Genomic DNA, 16,125 nt, shown 5'->3' on the forward strand with positions numbered 1-16,125 from the left:
CTCTTCCCGCCCTTCCGCTGCTTGCCGCCGCTGCGAACTGCTTTCAGAAGACGAGCTGCAGCTGCATGGCGTATTCGTCGATGTGCTGGTCGGCGAGGGTGTCCTCGAAGCGGAGCCAATTCGCCTGAATCTTGTGCGTGTGCTTGTCGAAGTACCAGCTGGCGCAGGCGCCATACTCCCGCAGCTCCGCCAGCGGGTTCCGGTTGAGGTCCGAGATGGTGAGCATCAGGAGCTCGTCGTCGACGTGTGCGTAGCGGCCGGCGAGCTCGAACTTGCGGTTCGGGAACAGCCAGCCGGCTTGCACGTAGTAGCCGCGGGCGACCGTGGTCCGGGGGCTGATCTCGGCGTCCTCGTAGTAGTACTCCCCGCTGCTGTTGAAGCCGTGCCACTTGAAGGCCAGCTCGCCGCCGACGCGCCAGATGTCGGTGTCGGTTTGCCCGCGCGTGAGGGTGTTGTTCAAGCCCGCGGCGCCGAGAAGGAGCTTGGGCGTCTCGGGATAGTCGTGCGCACTCTCCTCGAGCTTGTATTCGCCGAAAGGAGTCCACACCAGGCGGCCGACGTACATGTATTCGACGTTGTCGTTCAGCGTCTGATTGATCAGATTCCCGTTGTAGAGCCCGAGGTTGTACTCGTACTTCTTGGTCCCATTGGCGCCGATGAGGCCGATCCCCTGGTCACGGCTCGGGGCGAAACGGGCGTTGCCGACCCAGCGGTCGACGAAGTGCAGCTTGCCGTCGGAGATGAGCTCCTGGCGGCCGAAGTACGCCTTGCCCTGGCCGATCCACACCGTCGCCAGCGGGAACTTGGCGAACCAGAGCTCGGCGTCCTCGAGGATGGTGCCGCGGGTGGCGGTGGTGCTGAGCGTCACCCGCTCGCTGAGCGGCTTGGTCGTGTCGTTGCTGGCGCTGACGGTGGCGCTGTTCACCACATTCCCCCCCACCCAGTTGGCCTGCAACTTGAACCGCCAGGTGCCCCCGTAGGTGTTGCCCTCGACGACGCTCTTCATGCGGCGGATACGGAAGCTGCCGCGGTCGTTCTGCAACCGGTCGAGGTAGGTGTAGCGCGCCTGCATGTGGGTGGAGAGCTGCACCGTGCCGGCCTTCATCACGAAGTTGGTCTTGCCGTCCTTGTAGAAAACCCTCTCGTCGAAGGGCTTCTCCGGCTTCGGCGCCGGCCGCTCGTAGCCCGGCAGGTCGTGTTTGAAGAAGTAGAGGTCGGCGGCCGTTTCGTTCTCCGCCACCACGGTCTCGCCGTTGGCGCCGCGGCCCACCAGGATGAGGGCCGTCCCCATCTCGCCGCCCTCCTGCCAGGTCTTGTACCGCGCCGCGGTGTTGAAGACGTACACACGGCCGTCCTTGCTGGCTTCTTGGTAATAGAGGTTCAGGGTTTGCGCTGGGCTGGAGGACGGCGCCCCGAGCGCCAGCAAGCTCGAGACGAGACACAGGACCACCACGAACGCTCTGCCCATACGGCTCTCCTTTTCGGACCTCTGGTTCGACGCTCCCGATCGACCTAGCACCGGTTCCACCCCATCGAAGTGGTGACTCCCGTCGCGGCGAGGCTCCCCGCCCGGCGAGGCACCGGCTTCCATCGTCTGCTTTCCGGGAGCCAGCCGCCTGCGGGGCTGGCCGTCATCGAGAAGTGTCACAGCGGCCTGTAAGCATCCGATTAAGACAAGGACCCGGTTTCATTAAACGCACATGTTTGCCGCATGGAAGCGTTATCTGAGGGCGGTGACCTGATCGTGACTGGGAGGAAGTTCAGTGGAAACCCGGGGAAACGTCAGCGAGGCTGGGTGGAAAGGCGGGACTCGACCTCTGCCAGGTGCTTGCGGGCACTTTCGGTCCAGGAGCTGTCTGGATCGCGGGCGAGGTAATCGCGCCAGGCAGTGCGGGCCTGCTTGAGATCGCCCCGGAGCTGCAGGCAAAGAGCCCGAGCATAGCGCGACTTGAGGTGCTTCGCGTCCTGGGCGATGGCGGCATCGAAACAGGCGATGGCCTCGTCGAAGCGCCGCAGCTCCTGGAACACCGTGCCGAGGGCGTGCACGTAATCGGCGTCAGCATCCTCGGGCACTTCCACGTTCGCCGCGAGACCGCGCTTCCGGACCTCGTCGGTGCCCTCGGCGGTGAGGACCTTCAGGGCCTCCTGCCACTGGCGGACCCTTTGCAGCGCCACACCCAGGTTGTAGCGCGCCACCGTGTGGCTCGGGCGGTGCTCGAGGACATCGTAGAGGCGCGGGATCGCTTCGCTGTAACGACCTGCCCCCAGCGACGCGGTGGCCTGCTCGAAGGCGAGTTGCACCTCCGCGTCCCCCGGCGCCGGCGGCGGTTGCTCGGTCGGGGGCTGCTCCTGCACCGGCGGTTCGCCGGGGGGAGGCGGGACCTGCGGACGCGGGCCCGCACAGCCCGAGAGCAGCATGCCCCCCGCCCAGCAGGCGCAGAGCACACCCCATCGCGCGCTGTGCATGGCCTGGAAGTGCCGCGCCATTCTCGCCTCGCCTCGTCGCGCCCGTCGCTGGGTCGCGCCCTGGCCTCGAGTCCACGGGCATCGCGGGCGCCGAGCGCCTGACTGCTACGACCCGCTCTCGCCGTCCCACTCTGCCTGCAGGGCCGCGCGGTAGACATCGCCGAGCGGCACGCCGGCGGCGGCTGCGGCGCTGCGCACGCTCTCGTACTCCGGCACCGCGCGGAGCGTGCCATCGGGGCGGACTGCCACCTTCACCTGGATCGGCCCATAGGCGGTGTGCACCGTCGCCAGCCGCCGCGGCAGCTCGAGGCGCTCCTCCTGCGCGATGCGCACGCCGAGGGTGCTGCTCTCGTGCAGCAGCACTTCGGCCAGACGCCGGCTCTCCGCCGGCTCGGCGATCACCGTGACCTGCGTCGCCGGGCGCCCCTTCTTCATGAAGACCGGGGTGTAGTACACATCGAGCGCGCCGGCGGCGAAGAGCTTTTCCATCACGTGGCCGAAGAACTCCGGCACCATGTCGTCGATAGTGGTCGTGACCACGCTCACGCTGCCGGCATCGTGGCCAGCGACCGCGCCGCGCTCCCGCTCCGGCGCCGCCGGCCGCTGCGGCACCGGGGCCGGCGCGCAGAGGAGGAGGCGCAGGACGTTGGGGGCGTCGTCGAAGCGGAAGGTTCCGGCACCGTAGCCCGTCGCCTCGACCCGGATGGCCGTATCGCCGAGCGGCGTGGCGAACGCGGCGAGCAGGGCCGCGCCCGTCGGCGTCACCCGCTCGCCCTCGGTGCTGGTGAACTGCAGGGGAAAGCCGCGCAGCAGCTGCAGCACCGCCGGCGGCGGCACCGGCATCGGGCCGTGCTCGGTGCGGGTGACTCCGCGGCCGACGCGGATCTGCGAGACGCGGAAGCCCTCGATGCCGTGCTGCGTGCACAACCAGTCGATGCCGGCGCAGGAACCGGCGATGTCGACGATGGCGTCGATCGCCCCCACCTCGTGGAAGTGCACTTCTTCCATGGTGGTGCGATGCACCGAGGCCTCGGCGCGGGCCAGGTGCTCGAAGACCTTGCAAGCCCAGTCCAGAGCGCGGGGCGACAGGCGGCCGGCGCGCAGGATGCCCAGCACGTCGTGGAGGTGCCGGTGCGCGTGGCCGTGCTCCGCCTCGATGTCGACGTGTACTTGCGTCGCCGCGATGCCGTGACGCAGCTCCGCCGTCTGCCGCAGCTGGTATCCCGAGAGTGGCAGTGTCGCGAGCGCCCCGCGCAACACCTCGAGAGGCACGCCGAGGTCGACCAAGGCACCCAGCGTCATGTCCCCGGCGATGCCGGAGGGGCAGTCGAAGACCAACCACTTCATGACGTCGCCTCGCCGCGCAGCTTGCCGAGGAACACCGCCGCCGCCGCCGCGGCGCCGAAGCCGTTGTCGATGTTCACCACGGTCACGCCCACGGCGCAGCTGTTGAGCATGCCGAGGAGAGCCGCCAGGCCGCCGAAGCTGGCCCCGTACCCGACGCTGGTGGGCACGGCGATGGTGGGCTTGCCGGTGATGCCGGCGACGACGCTGGCCAGCGCCCCTTCCATCCCGGCGATGACGATGAGGATGTCGCTCGCTTCCAGGAGCTCGCGGCTGGCGAGCAAGCGGTGCAGGCCAGCGACGCCGACGTCGTACAGGGTGTGCGCTTCCACCCCGGTGGCACGCAGCGTTTCCAGGGCCTCCTCGGCCACCAGCAGGTCCGACGTCCCCGCCGTCACCACGGCGACCCGGCCCTGCAACCGGCGCGGCCGCGCCGGCGGCAGGCGGAAGGTGCGGCCGCGGCTGTTGTAGAGCGCTTGCGGCAGCCGCCGCTCCACCGCGGCAAAGACCTCGGGCGTGCAGCGCGTGCCCAGCACGCCGCTGCCACGCTCTGCCATGTGGGCCGCGATGGTCGCCACCTCTTCCGCCGTCTTGCCCTCGCAGAGGATGACCTCGGGGAAGCCGAGGCGCAGCTGCCGGTGATGGTCGACGCGGGCGATGCCGAGGTCGGCGAAAGGCAGGTCGCGCAAGCGGGCGAGAGCGTCGGCGCTCGAGACCTTGCCGGTGCGCACGCCTTCCAGCAGTTCCTGCAGCTCCGCCTCATGCATCGCAGCTGATCCCCTCGAAGAAGACGCTGCGCTCCCGGCCCGCCTCGACCCCTGCCAGCGCCTCGAAGCGCCGCAGCACGGCTTCCACCTGCTCGTAGGTGTCAGCGGTGAAGACGAGCGGTCGCAGCTCCTTGGAGCCTGGGAGATCGGCGACGTACCAGGCCAGGTGCTTGCGCATGCGGCGCACGACGTGCACCGGATCCATGCGGGCTTCTTCCAGTTCCAGCCGCAGGTTCTCCAGCGCCATCGCCACACGCTCCTGGACCGCCGGCAGGCGGGGCTCGCCTCCCGCCAGCAGCTCCTTCACCTGCGCGAAGATCCAGGGGTACCCGAAGCTGCCGCGGCCGATCATCACGGAATCGCAGCCGGTGCTGGCGAACATGCGCAGCGCATCCTGCGGGCCCATGATGTCGCCGTTGCCGATGACCGGAATGCGTACCGCCTGCTTGACGGCGGCGATGATCTCCCAGCGCGCCGCGCCGCCGAAGCCTTGCTTGCGGGTCCGCGGGTGCACCGTGATCCACTGCGCCCCCTCGGCCTCGATGATGCGCGCCGCTTCGACGGCGTTGATCGAGCTCTCGTCCCAGCCGGCGCGGATCTTCACCGACACCGGCACCGGCGCCTGGCGGACCACCGCGCGCACCACCTGCGCCAGGCGTGGCAGGTCGCGCAGCAAGTCGGAGCCGCCGGCGTTGCGCACGACCTTGCGCGCCGGACAGCCCATGTTGATGTCGATGGCGTCGGGGCGCAGCTCGGCCACGAGCCCGGCGGCGCGCCCCATGAGCTCCGCGTCGCCGCCGAAGATCTGCACCGCCACCGGGCGCTCGGCCTCGGTGAAGCGCGCCAGCTCGTAGCTCCGCAGGCTGTCGCGGCTCAAGGCGTCGCTCGACACCAGCTCGGTGACGGCGTAGTCGGCGCCGTAACGCTTGCAGATCCGCCGGTAGATGCTGTTGGTGATGCTCGCCACCGGGGCCAGTGCCACCAGCCGCTGCCGCAGCCGCCGTTGCAACAGTTCCATCGCCCCTCCTCGGGCACCGACGATAGCACAGGCCGCCGGCACCGGACGCCGCCATGGTCCGTAGGGCGTCCACCGCCGCGACCGGTTTGTCCGCGGCTGAAAGCGCGGCGGGGGAGGCTCGCTGCCTCCCCCGCCACTACAGTGCGACTGTTTGCGTTCAGGCGCTCACGGCGTCGCCAGCAGTTGCTTGATGCGATCCGTCGGCACCGCCCGGACTTCCTCGGGGCTGAGGACGTAGAACTCCTTCATCGTGTGACCGTGGGCGAAGAGGTCGAGAGCCTTCTTCAGCTGCTCGTCACCCTCGATGGACACCAGATAGGCCGCCTTGGTGCCGTGCAGCCGGCGGGTCAACTCGCGCCGCAAGCCGCGCTCGATGTACTCGGAGTTCTCCTGGAAGACCGCCGGGGCGTAGTCGACCTTGTCCTCCGTCAGCATCTTCTTGAACTCCTCGATCATGGCAGGAGTCACCGCGGTGCTGGTGGACTTCGGATGCCGCGACACGTGCTTGATGGCGTACTTGAAGAAGAGGTTCTTGCGCTCCAGGTCGACGGCGAAATCCGAGAGATTGGGCTGCGTCAGCACCAGATCGGGAACGATGCCGCCGCCGCCCTTCACCGGACGCCCGCCCACGGTACGGAAGGTGGTGGTGGTGTCCGGCGCCTCGCTCTTCGTCGAGCGGTCGTCCTGCTGCAGGATCGGCGGGCGGGTCGCGGTGGCGTGCTCCTCGCCTTCGCCCTCCGCCCCAGCCTCGGACACCTCGACTTCCTCGCGCTCGTGGTCGCGCTCGTCCCGGTGGATGCAGCGACCGCTGGGCGTGTAGTACTTCGCCGTGGTCAGCTTCAACGCCTCCGTATCGGACAGGGGGTAGACCGTCTGTACCGAGCCCTTGCCGAAGGAGGTCTCGCCCACGATGAGTGCCGCGTCCCAGTCCTGCAGGGCGCCCGCCACGATCTCCGAGGCGCTGGCGCTGCCTTCGTTGATCAGGACCACCACGGGATAATCCCTACCGAAGGTCTTGTTCGCCGGTTGGGTGGAGTAGTAATCCGAGTTCTGCCGCGGCGTCCGCCCGCGGGTCATGACAATCTTCTTTCCCGACTCCAGAAAGAGCTGCGACACGTCGCGCGCCGCCCGCAGGAGACCGCCGGGGTTGTAGCGCAGGTCGAGGATGAGACCCTTGATCCCTTGGGCCTCCAGCTCCGTCAGGCGCGCTTGCAGCTCCTCCGCCGTGTCCTGGGCGAAGTTCACCGCCCGCACGTAGCCGATGTCGCCGATCTTGAAGGCGTAACGCACGCTCTCGATCTCGATGATGTCGCGGACCACGGAGAAGTCGATGGGTTGCTCCGCGCCCTCCCGGCGCACCTTGAAATGGACCTCCGTGCCCTTGGGGCCGCGCAGCTTGGAGATGGCCTTCGCCATCGTCCAGCTGTAGGTGTCTTCGCCTTCGATCTCGATGATCTGGTCGCCGCCCTGCACTCCCTGACTGTAGGCGGGGGTGCCTTCGATCGGCGACACCACAGTGGGGTACTTGTCGCGCACGGAAATCTCGATGCCGAGCCCGCCGAACGACCCCTGCGTCGAGGTCATGAGGTCGTCGTACATCGTGGTGTCGAGGAACTGGCTGTGCGGGTCGAGGCCCTGCAGCATCCCCTCGATGGCGCGGTGCACGAGATCGTTCGGATCGACGCCCTCGTCGACGTAATAGGTGGTGATCTTTTCGAACACCCGGGTGAAGAGATCCAAGCTCTCCATCACCTTCGCCTGGTCCGAGGTGGAGCGGCGGTTGTCAGCGCTGAGCCCGTTGGCAAGCCAGACGATTGTGACGCCGGCGAGGAGGCCGGCGATCCAACGTTTCCGTGCGCTCAAAGAGATCAACCTCCTGGGGCTTACCGATTCCCTCCGACTCGGGCTTGCGGGCGAGGCGACGGAGCAACGAGATGGGGCGGCGCCTCATTTCATGTGGCTTACGAAAACTGGCAAGGAACGTTCCAAACGCAACAGACGAGGTGCGCGAGGTCGTGGGAGCGGCTCCGCGCCGGCACTCCGGGGGGCGAGGTGAGCCCGGTTCCGGGGAATTATAACCGCTTGGGGGCTGAAAGCGCCGCCTCGCCGGGGGGCCGGGCGGGGGCGCCGCGGCTGGGCCGTGTGGCGCCTTGTGGGTGAGACGCCACGGGCGGACGGAAATATCGCCCGGCCGGGCTCAGGTGGTTCGTTTCTACCGGAAGGCCGTTTCTTAAGGAGAGCTGGGGAGCTCGGACCGCGCCCCGGCCCCTACCTCCGCGCCTCTCGAGGCGGTCAGGCGCTGCACGTGGCGGATGCGCTGCACGACGGTGGCCCAGGAGAACAACACCAGGATCGCCGTCGCCCCTATGAGGGCGCGGTAGCCGAGGAGGAGCCCGAGGATGGTGACGGCGAGACGCTCGGGCCGCTCGAACCACCCCACCTTGCACTCCAGCCCTAGACCCTCGGCGCGGGCGCGGGTGTAGCTGGTGATGAGCGAGCCGCCCAGGGCCAGGAGGACGGCCACGCCCCACAGACCACCCGCTATGCCGTCGCGCTGAAAGAAGTACGCCGCGATGCCGGCGAGTACCACGGTTTCGTCGATGCGGTCGATGGTGGAGTCGAGGAAAGCGCCGAAGCGGGTCACTCGACCAGTGCGCCGGGCGAGCCCGCCGTCCAGACCATCGCAGATGGACGCCACCAGGAGGACCACGCCGCCGAGGAGGGTGTGGCCGAGCCCGATCCACACGCCGGCGGCGACGTTGAGCACGAGCCCGACCAGGGTGACCGCGGTGGGTGTGATGCCGGCGCGGGCCAGCACTTCGACCAGCGGTGCCGCGAGAGCGCGCGCCCGTTCCTGCCACAGCGCCTTGTGCACGACGGACTCCGTTTCGCGAGCGGCAGACGCTAGCACCTCTCTCCGGCGTGCAGCAAGGCGGAACGCCGCATCCTGTCAGCGAGCGTCGCTCCCGCTGGGGGCGCGCAACGGCGCGCTACGGTGCGCGGTGGTGTGGACGGAACCTTGCTTGATGCGGCTCTGTGGCGCGCCGTTCCTGACGGCGCCGAGAGCACCCATGCGTCGCCTCGTTGGCGCCGGCCGGGCCGTATCGAAGGACACCCCTCGCAATACTTCACGGTTCGGCGGCGCCATCGACGCGACGTGTCGGGTCAGCGCTTCCAATCCCTCGGATAGCGGAAATCGTGAGTGATGCTGCGCCCGGATACCTTGGCGATGAGCGGCATCCGGCGTTTGTACTGTGAGCGTGTCACCAGCTCCTCGACGCGGGTGACGAAGGCCGGAGCGAAACCGAGCTCCACCAGCTCGGTGTGCCGATAGCGCCGTTCCACCATGAAGTGCAGCAGCTCGTCCACCTCGTCGTAGGTGAATCCGAGCTCGCTCTCGTCGGTCTGCCCTTCCCAGAGATCCGCGGTGGGGTGCTTGTCGACGATCGCGGCGGGAACCCCCATCGCCGCCGCCAGCGCCCAGACCTGGGTCTTGTAGAGGTCGCCGATCGGGTTGATCGCCGAGGCCAGGTCGCCATGGATGGTGCCGTAGCCCAGGAAGAGTTCGGTCTTGTTGCTGGTGCCGAGCACGAGCGCTCCCAGCGCCGCCGAACGATCGTAGAGGATGCTCATGCGCTCCCGCGCCATCTTGTTGCCGCGCTGGAGCGCGGTGGCGTCGGGGTGGCCGGCGAAGTAGGCGTCGATCTGCGCCGAGATGTCGAGGCGCAAAGAGCGGATGCCGGTGTGGCGCACCACCGTCTCGGCATCGGCGCTGCTCCGCGGATTGGAAGTGCGGTAGGGCATGAGGATGCCACAGACTTCCTCCGGGCCCAGGGCCTCCGCCGCCAGGGTGGCCACCAGAGCCGAGTCGACGCCGCCGGAAACGCCGAGCACGGCGCGCCGCATGCCGACTTTGTGCACTTCCTCGTGGATGAAAGCGACGAGCACCTTGCGCAGGAGAGCGACGTCGAGCCGGCGCTGCCGGTAGCCCCGGCGCAGGCGGTGCACCATCGCGCCGTGGGCGTCCGCCGGAACCAGTGGCTCCTGTCCACCCTTTGCCGCCGCCTGCGCGCTTTTCATCGCTCCGCCTCGGGGTCCACGAGCTCGCTCGGGCCGGCTTGCCGGCGCTCGCGACGGATGCGGTGCAGCTCGGCCAGGGTGAGCTCTAGCCGCTCGCTGCGCAGCGTCGGGTCGCTCACCCGCGTGCGCCGCACCTCGTTCCAGTCGAGCTCGCAAGTGAACAAGCCGGCTTCGAGAAGTGGCGCCTCGAAGCAGGAACGCCCGCCGGGAGCGAGCACCCGTGAGCCGCCCCAAAAGGAGAGGCCGTCCTCGAAGCCCACTCGATTCACGAGCACCATGAAGCAACCGAAAAGCTGGCTGTACATCTTGAGCGCCGTGGCCCAGACGTCGACGTTCGAGTGCTCTTCGCCGACGTCGGCACCGCGCAGCGGGCTCGCCGCCGCCGCCACCACCAGGTCCGCCCCATCCTGCGAGAGCACGTAGAGCACCGATGGGTGCCAGAGGTCCTCGCAGAGAACGACGCCCAAGCGCCCGAGGCGCGTGTCGAAGGCACGGATGTGCTCGCCCGCAGCGTACAGGCGCCCTTCCTCGAAGAGACCGTAGGTCGGCAGGTAGGCTTTGCGGTGCACGTGCACCAGACGGCCGTCCTGACAAAAAGCGTAGCTGTTGAAGAAGCGGTGATCCGCGGCTTCCTCGACGAAACCGAAGCCCAGGCAGAGGCCGCGGCTCTCGCGCACCAGCCGCAGGAGCTCGGGCGAACGCCGATCCTGGGCCACGTCGGGCACCAGGTCGCGGAGCTGGTAGCCGGCGAGCGACAGCTCCGGGAAGAGCAGCATCTCGGTTTTCTGGGTGCGCGCTCGTTCCAGGGTTTCGAGGTGCAGCTCGAGGTTGGCCTGCACGTCGCCGAGCTTCGGTGCGATCTGGCCCAGGCCCAGGCGCAGCGAGCGCAGCCCTTGCCCGGCAGCGCTCTCCATCGCCGTGGCAGTCTTGGTCGTCATCGTGGCCTCACTCGCAGTGCAGCGCGCCTGGCGACCGCCGCGTCCTTGCGGCCCGCCCGGGAAGCCGGCGCTGCATCCCCACATCATACTGTACGAGCCGCTCGTCCGTGGGTGGGTCAGAACCAGGGAGCATCGAGGCGCGTCGGCATGTCGGCGAGCACGTAGGCCATGACCGCCATGGCAGCCACGTGCTTGCGCAGCTCGATCGGATCCACCTTGTCCAACATGTCCGCCTGCGTGTGGTGCCACTCGAAGTAATGCTCGCCCACGGTGCGGTGTGCGAGCCCCGGAACGCCGGCCTTCATGAGCGGACCGATATCGGCGCCACCGCCGTCCTCGGTGATCCGCGCCGCGCCGAGGCCGGCGAGGAGCTGGCTCATGTCGCGGACGCGCGCCAAGGCCTGCTGGTGCCGGGCGCGGCCGCCGGCGTCGTTGTCCTCGTGCTGCACCCGGACGCCGAAACCGACGATGCGCTCCACTCCCATGTCCGCTTCCAAGGCGGCGACGTGAGCGCCCACCGCCGCTCCCAGGCTGTCGCGGTAGGCGCTGGCGCCGCGCGTGCCGTTCTCCTCGTTCGTCCACAGCACCACCCGCAGAGTCCGCCGCGGCCGCAAGCCGAGCTGGTGGATGAGCCGCAGCGCCTCCATGGAGATGACACAACCGCCGCCGTCGTCGTTCGCTCCTTGCCCGACGTCCCACGAATCCAGGTGCCCGCCGAGCACCACGATCTCTTCCGGGCGTTCGCTGCCGCGCAGCTCGCCGATGACATTGTGGGCGCGGACATCGGGGAGCATCTTGGCCTCCATCCGCAGTTGCACCTGAACGGCCTCCCCGCGGTCATAGAGGCGATGCAGCATCGTCGCGTCCTCGATGCTGATCGCTGCCGCCGGGATGCGCTGGGTGCCTTCGTAGCGCAGGGCGCCGGTGTGCGGCGTGCGCAGGCTCACCGGGCCGACCGAGCGTACCAGCACCGCCACCGCGCCACGGGCGGCGGCGCGCGTGGCGCCGCTGCCGCGGTACTTCACCGTCTCGGTGTAGGTGGTGAAGGGTACGTCGTAGAGGACAATCTTGCCTTCCACGGCGCCGTCCGGGAGCGCCTCGAGCTCCGCCCAGTCGTCCACGACCACCACGGGAGCGGTGACGCCGCGGCGCGGCGTGCCGACGCTGCCTCCCAGGCCGAGCATGGCGAGGGGCGCGTAGCGTGGCTGCAGCATCTCGGCGCTCTCGCGCCCGCGCACCCAGCGCGGCACCATCACGGGCTGCAAGCGCACCTCGAGCCCGTCGCTCCGCATCGCCGCCGCCGCCCATTCTTCGGCGCGCTGCAGCTCTGGCGAGCCGCTCAGGCGGTGTCCGATGCCATCACAGAGTTGGGACAGACGCGTGTAGGCCGATTCACTGGTCAAAGCGGCGCCGATCAGCCGCTCCGCTTCGTCACGGTACGCGTCGGCGAGAGAAGCGGGGTCGGCAACGGCGGAGCCCGCGATCGCCCCGAGGAGGGTGAAGAGACCGACGAGCTGGCACAGGTGGGTGCGGCGGCGCAAGCCGATCCTCCGCGGCAACTGGGTGCTCCGCTCCGGGGGGGGTCGGCGGCGCGCTTGCCTCGCCCTGACGCTGGCTCCTCGAGTCAGCGCCGCGACGCGACCAGGTCCTTGAGCTCCTTGGAGACCTTGAAGACCGGGACCCGCCGCTCCGGCACCGGAGCCGGCTCGCCCGTCCGCGGGTTGCGCGCGATGCGCGCCTTGCGGTGCTTCACCTTGAAGGTGCCGAAGCCGCGGATCTCCAGATGCTTGCCCTCGGCGAGGGCATCCGAAACCGTCTTCAGGAATTGATCGACGGCCTCGGCGATTTCCTTCTTGGTCAGTCCGGTCTTCGCGGCGATGTCCTCGACGATCTCTGCCTTGGTCATGAGATCTCTCCCCGAACCGGTCGGAAAACGACACGTTTCTTCTGGCTACACGGAAACTCTACCGGGCCCTTTTCGCCACTGTCAAGATCATGCGCCACAGGGAGTTACCAGGGGCAGCCGGGGCCCGCGGGGGGACCCCGGGGGAATCTCACTGGGGACCGGTGTCTGGAAGGCCGTTCCCGAAGGAGCGTGGGATCCTGGAGCGGCGTCGTTCCAGCGCCTGGCGCACGGCGTCGCGATAAGCCTCCTGCAACTTCTGGGTGACCGCGCCGGGACAGCCGGCACCGACATCGCATCCATCCAAGCGGCGCACGGGGACGATCTCCGCCAGGCTGGCGGTGAGGAAGATCTCCTGCGCCTCCACGACGAGAGAGCGGCTCACGCCTCCCTGGCGCACTTCCAAACCCAGGCCGGCGGCGAGCTCGAGGACGGCATCGCGAGTCACGCCGCGCAAGCAGCCCTCGTCCGGGTGCGGCGTGTGCAGCACGGTGCCGCGGTCTACCACGAAGACGTTGGTGAAGCTGCCCTCGGCGAGCCGCCCCGCCTCATTCCACTGCAGGACCTCGAAGACGCCAGCGCGTTGCGCTTCGAGCCGCAACAACGTCTGCTGCTGCCGGCTGGTGGACTTGACCTGGTGCCACGGCTGCGCCTGCCGCGCGGTCGAGGCGCTCACCACCGCGACACCATGGGAGTAGGTTTCCGGCGCCGGTTCGGTGTACGGATCGGCGCTGATGAGGAGCGTCGGCCGCCCGGGGGGCGGCAGGGTGGCGGGGCCACGACTCACGGTCAGGCGCGCGCGGCCGGCGCCATGCTCGAGATCGTTGCGGGCGGCAAGGAGATCGATCCAGGCGGCGAGTTGTTCCGGGCTCCACGGCACCTCGATGTGCACGGCGCGCAAGGAGGCGAAGAGCCGCCGCAGGTGCGCCTCCAGGAGGAATGGCACGCCTTCGTACAAGCGCAGCGTCTCGAAGACACCGTCACCGAGCAGGAAGCCGCGGTCGTCCGGATCGAGATGCACCGCCGCGCGGGGTAGGAGCTCGCCGTTCAAGATGAGATGCGAGCCGTGCAGCACGTCTCACCTCCGCCGCCCTCCGGAAGGCGCTCTTCTTGCGGCCCAGGAGCGTGGCGGCCGCACGGCGGGCCGGACGGACCGTGGCGGCACCGGGTCGGGTGTGGCGCGCCCCCGCCGTGGCCCACAGCGCCTCCAGCAGTGCCCGCGCCTTGGCAAGCGTCTCTTGATACTCGCTCTCGGCTTCCGAATCGGCCACGATGCCGCCGCCGACATGGAAGTAAGCGCGGCCGTTCTGCAGCAGGAAGGTGCGGATCAGGATGTTGAAGTCGGCGTTGCCGTCGAGACCGAAGTACCCTGCCGAGCCGGTGTAGACACCGCGTCGCTGCGTTTCCAGGCTATCGATGATCTGCATGCAGCGGATCTTGGGGACGCCGGTGACGCTGGCGCCGGGGAACACCGCGGCGAGGAGATCGAAGGCGTCGCGATCGCGCCGCAGGCGCCCCACGACGTTACTGACCAGATGGCGCACGTGGGAATAGCGCTCGACATTCATGAAGCGCTGCACCTCCACGCTGCCGATCTCGCAGACACGCCCGATGTCGTTGCGCGCCATGTCCACGATCATCAAATGCTCGGCCCGTTCCTTTTCGCTCGCCAGCAGCTCGCGCTCCAGCGCTTGGTCGGCGCGACGATCGTCGCCGCGCGGGCGGGTGCCGGCGATGGGTCGCGTGCTCACCCGCCCGTTCTCGAGCTGCACCAGTCGCTCGGGCGAACAGCTCACCAGGATGTGGTCGGGGAAACGCATGTAGGTGGCGAAGGGGGACGGATTGATGCTGCGCAGGTGCCGGTACAGATCGAGACCGTCGCCGGCATAGCGGCTCTCGAAACGGTGCGAGAGATTGGCCTGGTAGATGTCGCCCTCCAGGATGTGCTCGTGGGCGCGGGCCAGCATGGCGTCGTAGGCCTCACGATCGAGGTTGCTCCGCAGGCTGGAGATCATCGCCGCCCGCGAGACTCCTGGCTCGCGCCCGCGGAGGCCGCGCCGGCGGGCTCCACTGCGGGCCCGTGCCTGCAGCCTGGAGACCTCGTCCGCCAGTTCCTCGAGAGCAGCGTGGGCGTGCTTCCAGTCGTCCCGGGCGCGCACGGAACGACAGCGCAGATTCACGCGCAGCTGCATCCTGCCGCTGTCGTGCTCCCACGAGACCAGCCGCCGCACCAGTCCGAAGCGCAATTCCGGCGTGCCCAGATCGTCACGCGCGCGATCCGGAAGGCGTTCGAGGTAGTTCTTGCAGTCATAACCGAGATAGCCGACGAGCCCGCCGTTCCAACCGTCGGCGTACGGAACGGGAGCGGCGCCTTCGGTGCGGAGGACCTGCCGCAGCGCCGCGAGCGGAGCGCGACAGCGGCTGCGGCTCGTCTCGAGGCCAGGGCCGCTCGTTTCCAGCCTGCCGCGGCACAGCACGAACTCGCGTTCCGGATCCCAGGAAAGAAAGGTGCGCCGCTCCAGATCCGGCGGTCCGCCCGGGGACTCGAGCAAGAAGACTGTAGCGCTTTCCGGCAACGCGGCGGCCAGCGCCAGCGGCTCCCAGCCCGGATCGGCGCAGTCCCAAAGCACCGGGAGCGAGATTCCCTGGCGATGCAGACGCGCGAAGACCTCGAAATCCGGGAGCACGCAGAGCGGCGCGGAGCGCACGAGCGAGGTCGGCGCCAGCGCCCGGGTCCGATCCGGTGGCCAGGTCACGTTCGCATCCCTCGGCGTGGAGTATGGAGAAACTACCCGTGCGCAGAAACTGGCCAGGGCACTGTAACGGAGCCACCGGGGCGGTCACAACCCGGGAGGACCCGCGCTTCCCTGGCTCCACGCCTGTTTCGCACCGGCGGCCCGGACCCACGCGCCCCGCACGGGCCGGCGCGCCGAAGCGGCGGCGGCGAAACCCGCCGGCGCCGGAGGGGGCTCGGAGGCGCCGGATCGGGTACGGCTTTCGCAAGTCAGGACCTGGCGTTCCAGGCTGCGGCATGGAGGACCCCCGGTGTCTCTCGAAAAGCTCCTCCGCAAGGTCGAACAGGACCGTATCCGCGGTCACGACGAGCGCGCTTTGACGCGCCTCAAGGAAGCGCTCGCCGAGCAGCCGCAGGAGTTCCTACTGGCGCGCGAAGCGGCGAACCTCTGCTTCCAGCTGCGTCGCGCCGCCGAGGGCGTGGGCCTGCTCCGCACCGCTCTCCGCCGCACACCCCACGAGCGCAGCGAAATCTTGGCGATCGCCGAAGAAGAGTTCCAGCGCCGTCGCTCTCTGGAGCTGGCCGAATTCCTCTTCGATATCTATCTGAGCGCCAACGATCTCGACAAAGCGCGCGAGACCGTCCGCGCCCTCGAGGCGGGAGACCAAGAAAGACTCCTGGTCAAGCTGCGGGCTCGAGCCCGGTCGCTACGGGAGGACGTGCCCGAGGGTGAGCACCGTCACGACCTGCGCACCTCCGCCATCCTCGTGGCGGAGATCCTGGTGCTCGCGGCCCTCGGACGCTGGAACGAGATGTCCGACACCTGCGAACGCGTTTTGGATCTCGATGCCAAATGGACCGAAGCGCTGGGACAC

14 protein-coding genes are annotated in these 16,125 nt (G+C 68.8%); 1 reads left to right on the plus strand and 13 read right to left on the minus strand.

Annotation, left to right across the window (positions count from 1 at the left end; all coding sequences use genetic code 11):
• Window positions 1-43: 43 nt before the first annotated feature.
• The 13 genes from VFE28_12630 to pabB form a co-directional block, all read right to left on the minus strand.
• Complete coding sequence (locus tag VFE28_12630; protein HZM16838.1) at window positions 44-1,468, minus strand: hypothetical protein; 1,425 nt, start codon at window positions 1,466-1,468, stop codon at window positions 44-46.
• Between the two features lie 314 nt (window positions 1,469-1,782).
• Window positions 1,783-2,487 carry a tetratricopeptide repeat protein gene (locus tag VFE28_12635; GenBank protein HZM16839.1) on the minus strand — a complete coding sequence of 235 codons (705 nt, stop codon included), beginning with the start codon at window positions 2,485-2,487 and terminating at the stop codon, window positions 1,783-1,785.
• An 84-nt stretch (window positions 2,488-2,571) separates the two neighbouring features.
• Window positions 2,572-3,813, minus strand: coding sequence for a nickel pincer cofactor biosynthesis protein LarC (gene larC / locus VFE28_12640; protein ID HZM16840.1), 1,242 nt, complete (start codon window positions 3,811-3,813; stop codon window positions 2,572-2,574).
• Window positions 3,810-4,577: a nickel pincer cofactor biosynthesis protein LarB gene (gene larB, locus VFE28_12645; protein ID HZM16841.1), complete on the minus strand. Its 768-nt coding sequence runs from the start codon at window positions 4,575-4,577 to the stop codon at window positions 3,810-3,812. The genes larC and larB overlap by 4 nt, the downstream gene beginning before the upstream one ends.
• Window positions 4,570-5,595, minus strand: a complete 1,026-nt coding sequence (dusB, locus tag VFE28_12650) for a tRNA dihydrouridine synthase DusB (GenBank protein HZM16842.1) — start codon at window positions 5,593-5,595, stop codon at window positions 4,570-4,572. Before dusB ends, larB begins: the two co-directional genes overlap by 8 nt.
• Window positions 5,596-5,760: 165 nt before the next feature.
• Window positions 5,761-7,458 (minus strand): S41 family peptidase, encoded by a 1,698-nt coding sequence (locus tag VFE28_12655; protein HZM16843.1) that lies wholly within the window; start codon window positions 7,456-7,458, stop codon window positions 5,761-5,763.
• 367 nt (window positions 7,459-7,825) lie between these two features.
• Window positions 7,826-8,470 carry a CDP-alcohol phosphatidyltransferase family protein gene (locus VFE28_12660; protein ID HZM16844.1) on the minus strand — a complete coding sequence of 215 codons (645 nt, stop codon included), beginning with the start codon at window positions 8,468-8,470 and terminating at the stop codon, window positions 7,826-7,828.
• A 290-nt stretch (window positions 8,471-8,760) separates the two neighbouring features.
• Entirely contained in the window at window positions 8,761-9,606 is an 846-nt protein-coding gene (locus tag VFE28_12665) for an NAD+ synthase (GenBank protein ID HZM16845.1), read from the minus strand.
• Window positions 9,607-9,671: 65 nt separating this feature from the next.
• The gene (locus VFE28_12670) at window positions 9,672-10,613 is read right to left on the minus strand and encodes a nitrilase-related carbon-nitrogen hydrolase (protein HZM16846.1); all 942 of its coding nucleotides are present in this window, start codon (window positions 10,611-10,613) and stop codon (window positions 9,672-9,674) included.
• Window positions 10,614-10,729: 116 nt separating this feature from the next.
• Complete coding sequence (locus tag VFE28_12675) at window positions 10,730-12,154, minus strand: M20/M25/M40 family metallo-hydrolase (GenBank protein ID HZM16847.1); 1,425 nt, start codon at window positions 12,152-12,154, stop codon at window positions 10,730-10,732.
• An 83-nt stretch (window positions 12,155-12,237) separates the two neighbouring features.
• On the minus strand, window positions 12,238-12,519 hold the full coding sequence (locus tag VFE28_12680; GenBank protein ID HZM16848.1) for an HU family DNA-binding protein: 282 nt from the start codon (window positions 12,517-12,519) through the stop codon (window positions 12,238-12,240).
• A 148-nt stretch (window positions 12,520-12,667) separates the two neighbouring features.
• Window positions 12,668-13,591 carry an aminotransferase class IV gene (locus VFE28_12685; GenBank protein HZM16849.1) on the minus strand — a complete coding sequence of 308 codons (924 nt, stop codon included), beginning with the start codon at window positions 13,589-13,591 and terminating at the stop codon, window positions 12,668-12,670.
• Entirely contained in the window at window positions 13,497-15,272 is a 1,776-nt protein-coding gene (gene pabB / locus VFE28_12690; GenBank protein ID HZM16850.1) for an aminodeoxychorismate synthase component I, read from the minus strand. The genes VFE28_12685 and pabB overlap by 95 nt, the downstream gene beginning before the upstream one ends.
• A gap of 289 nt (window positions 15,273-15,561) precedes the next feature.
• On the opposite strand from pabB, the gene VFE28_12695 reads away from it, so the two are divergent.
• Window positions 15,562-16,125, plus strand: a 564-nt coding sequence (locus tag VFE28_12695) for a hypothetical protein (GenBank protein HZM16851.1), incomplete at its 3' end; no start/stop codon positions are given.

Source organism: Candidatus Krumholzibacteriia bacterium (assembly GCA_035649275.1).
In the GTDB taxonomy this organism is placed as follows: Bacteria; Krumholzibacteriota; Krumholzibacteriia.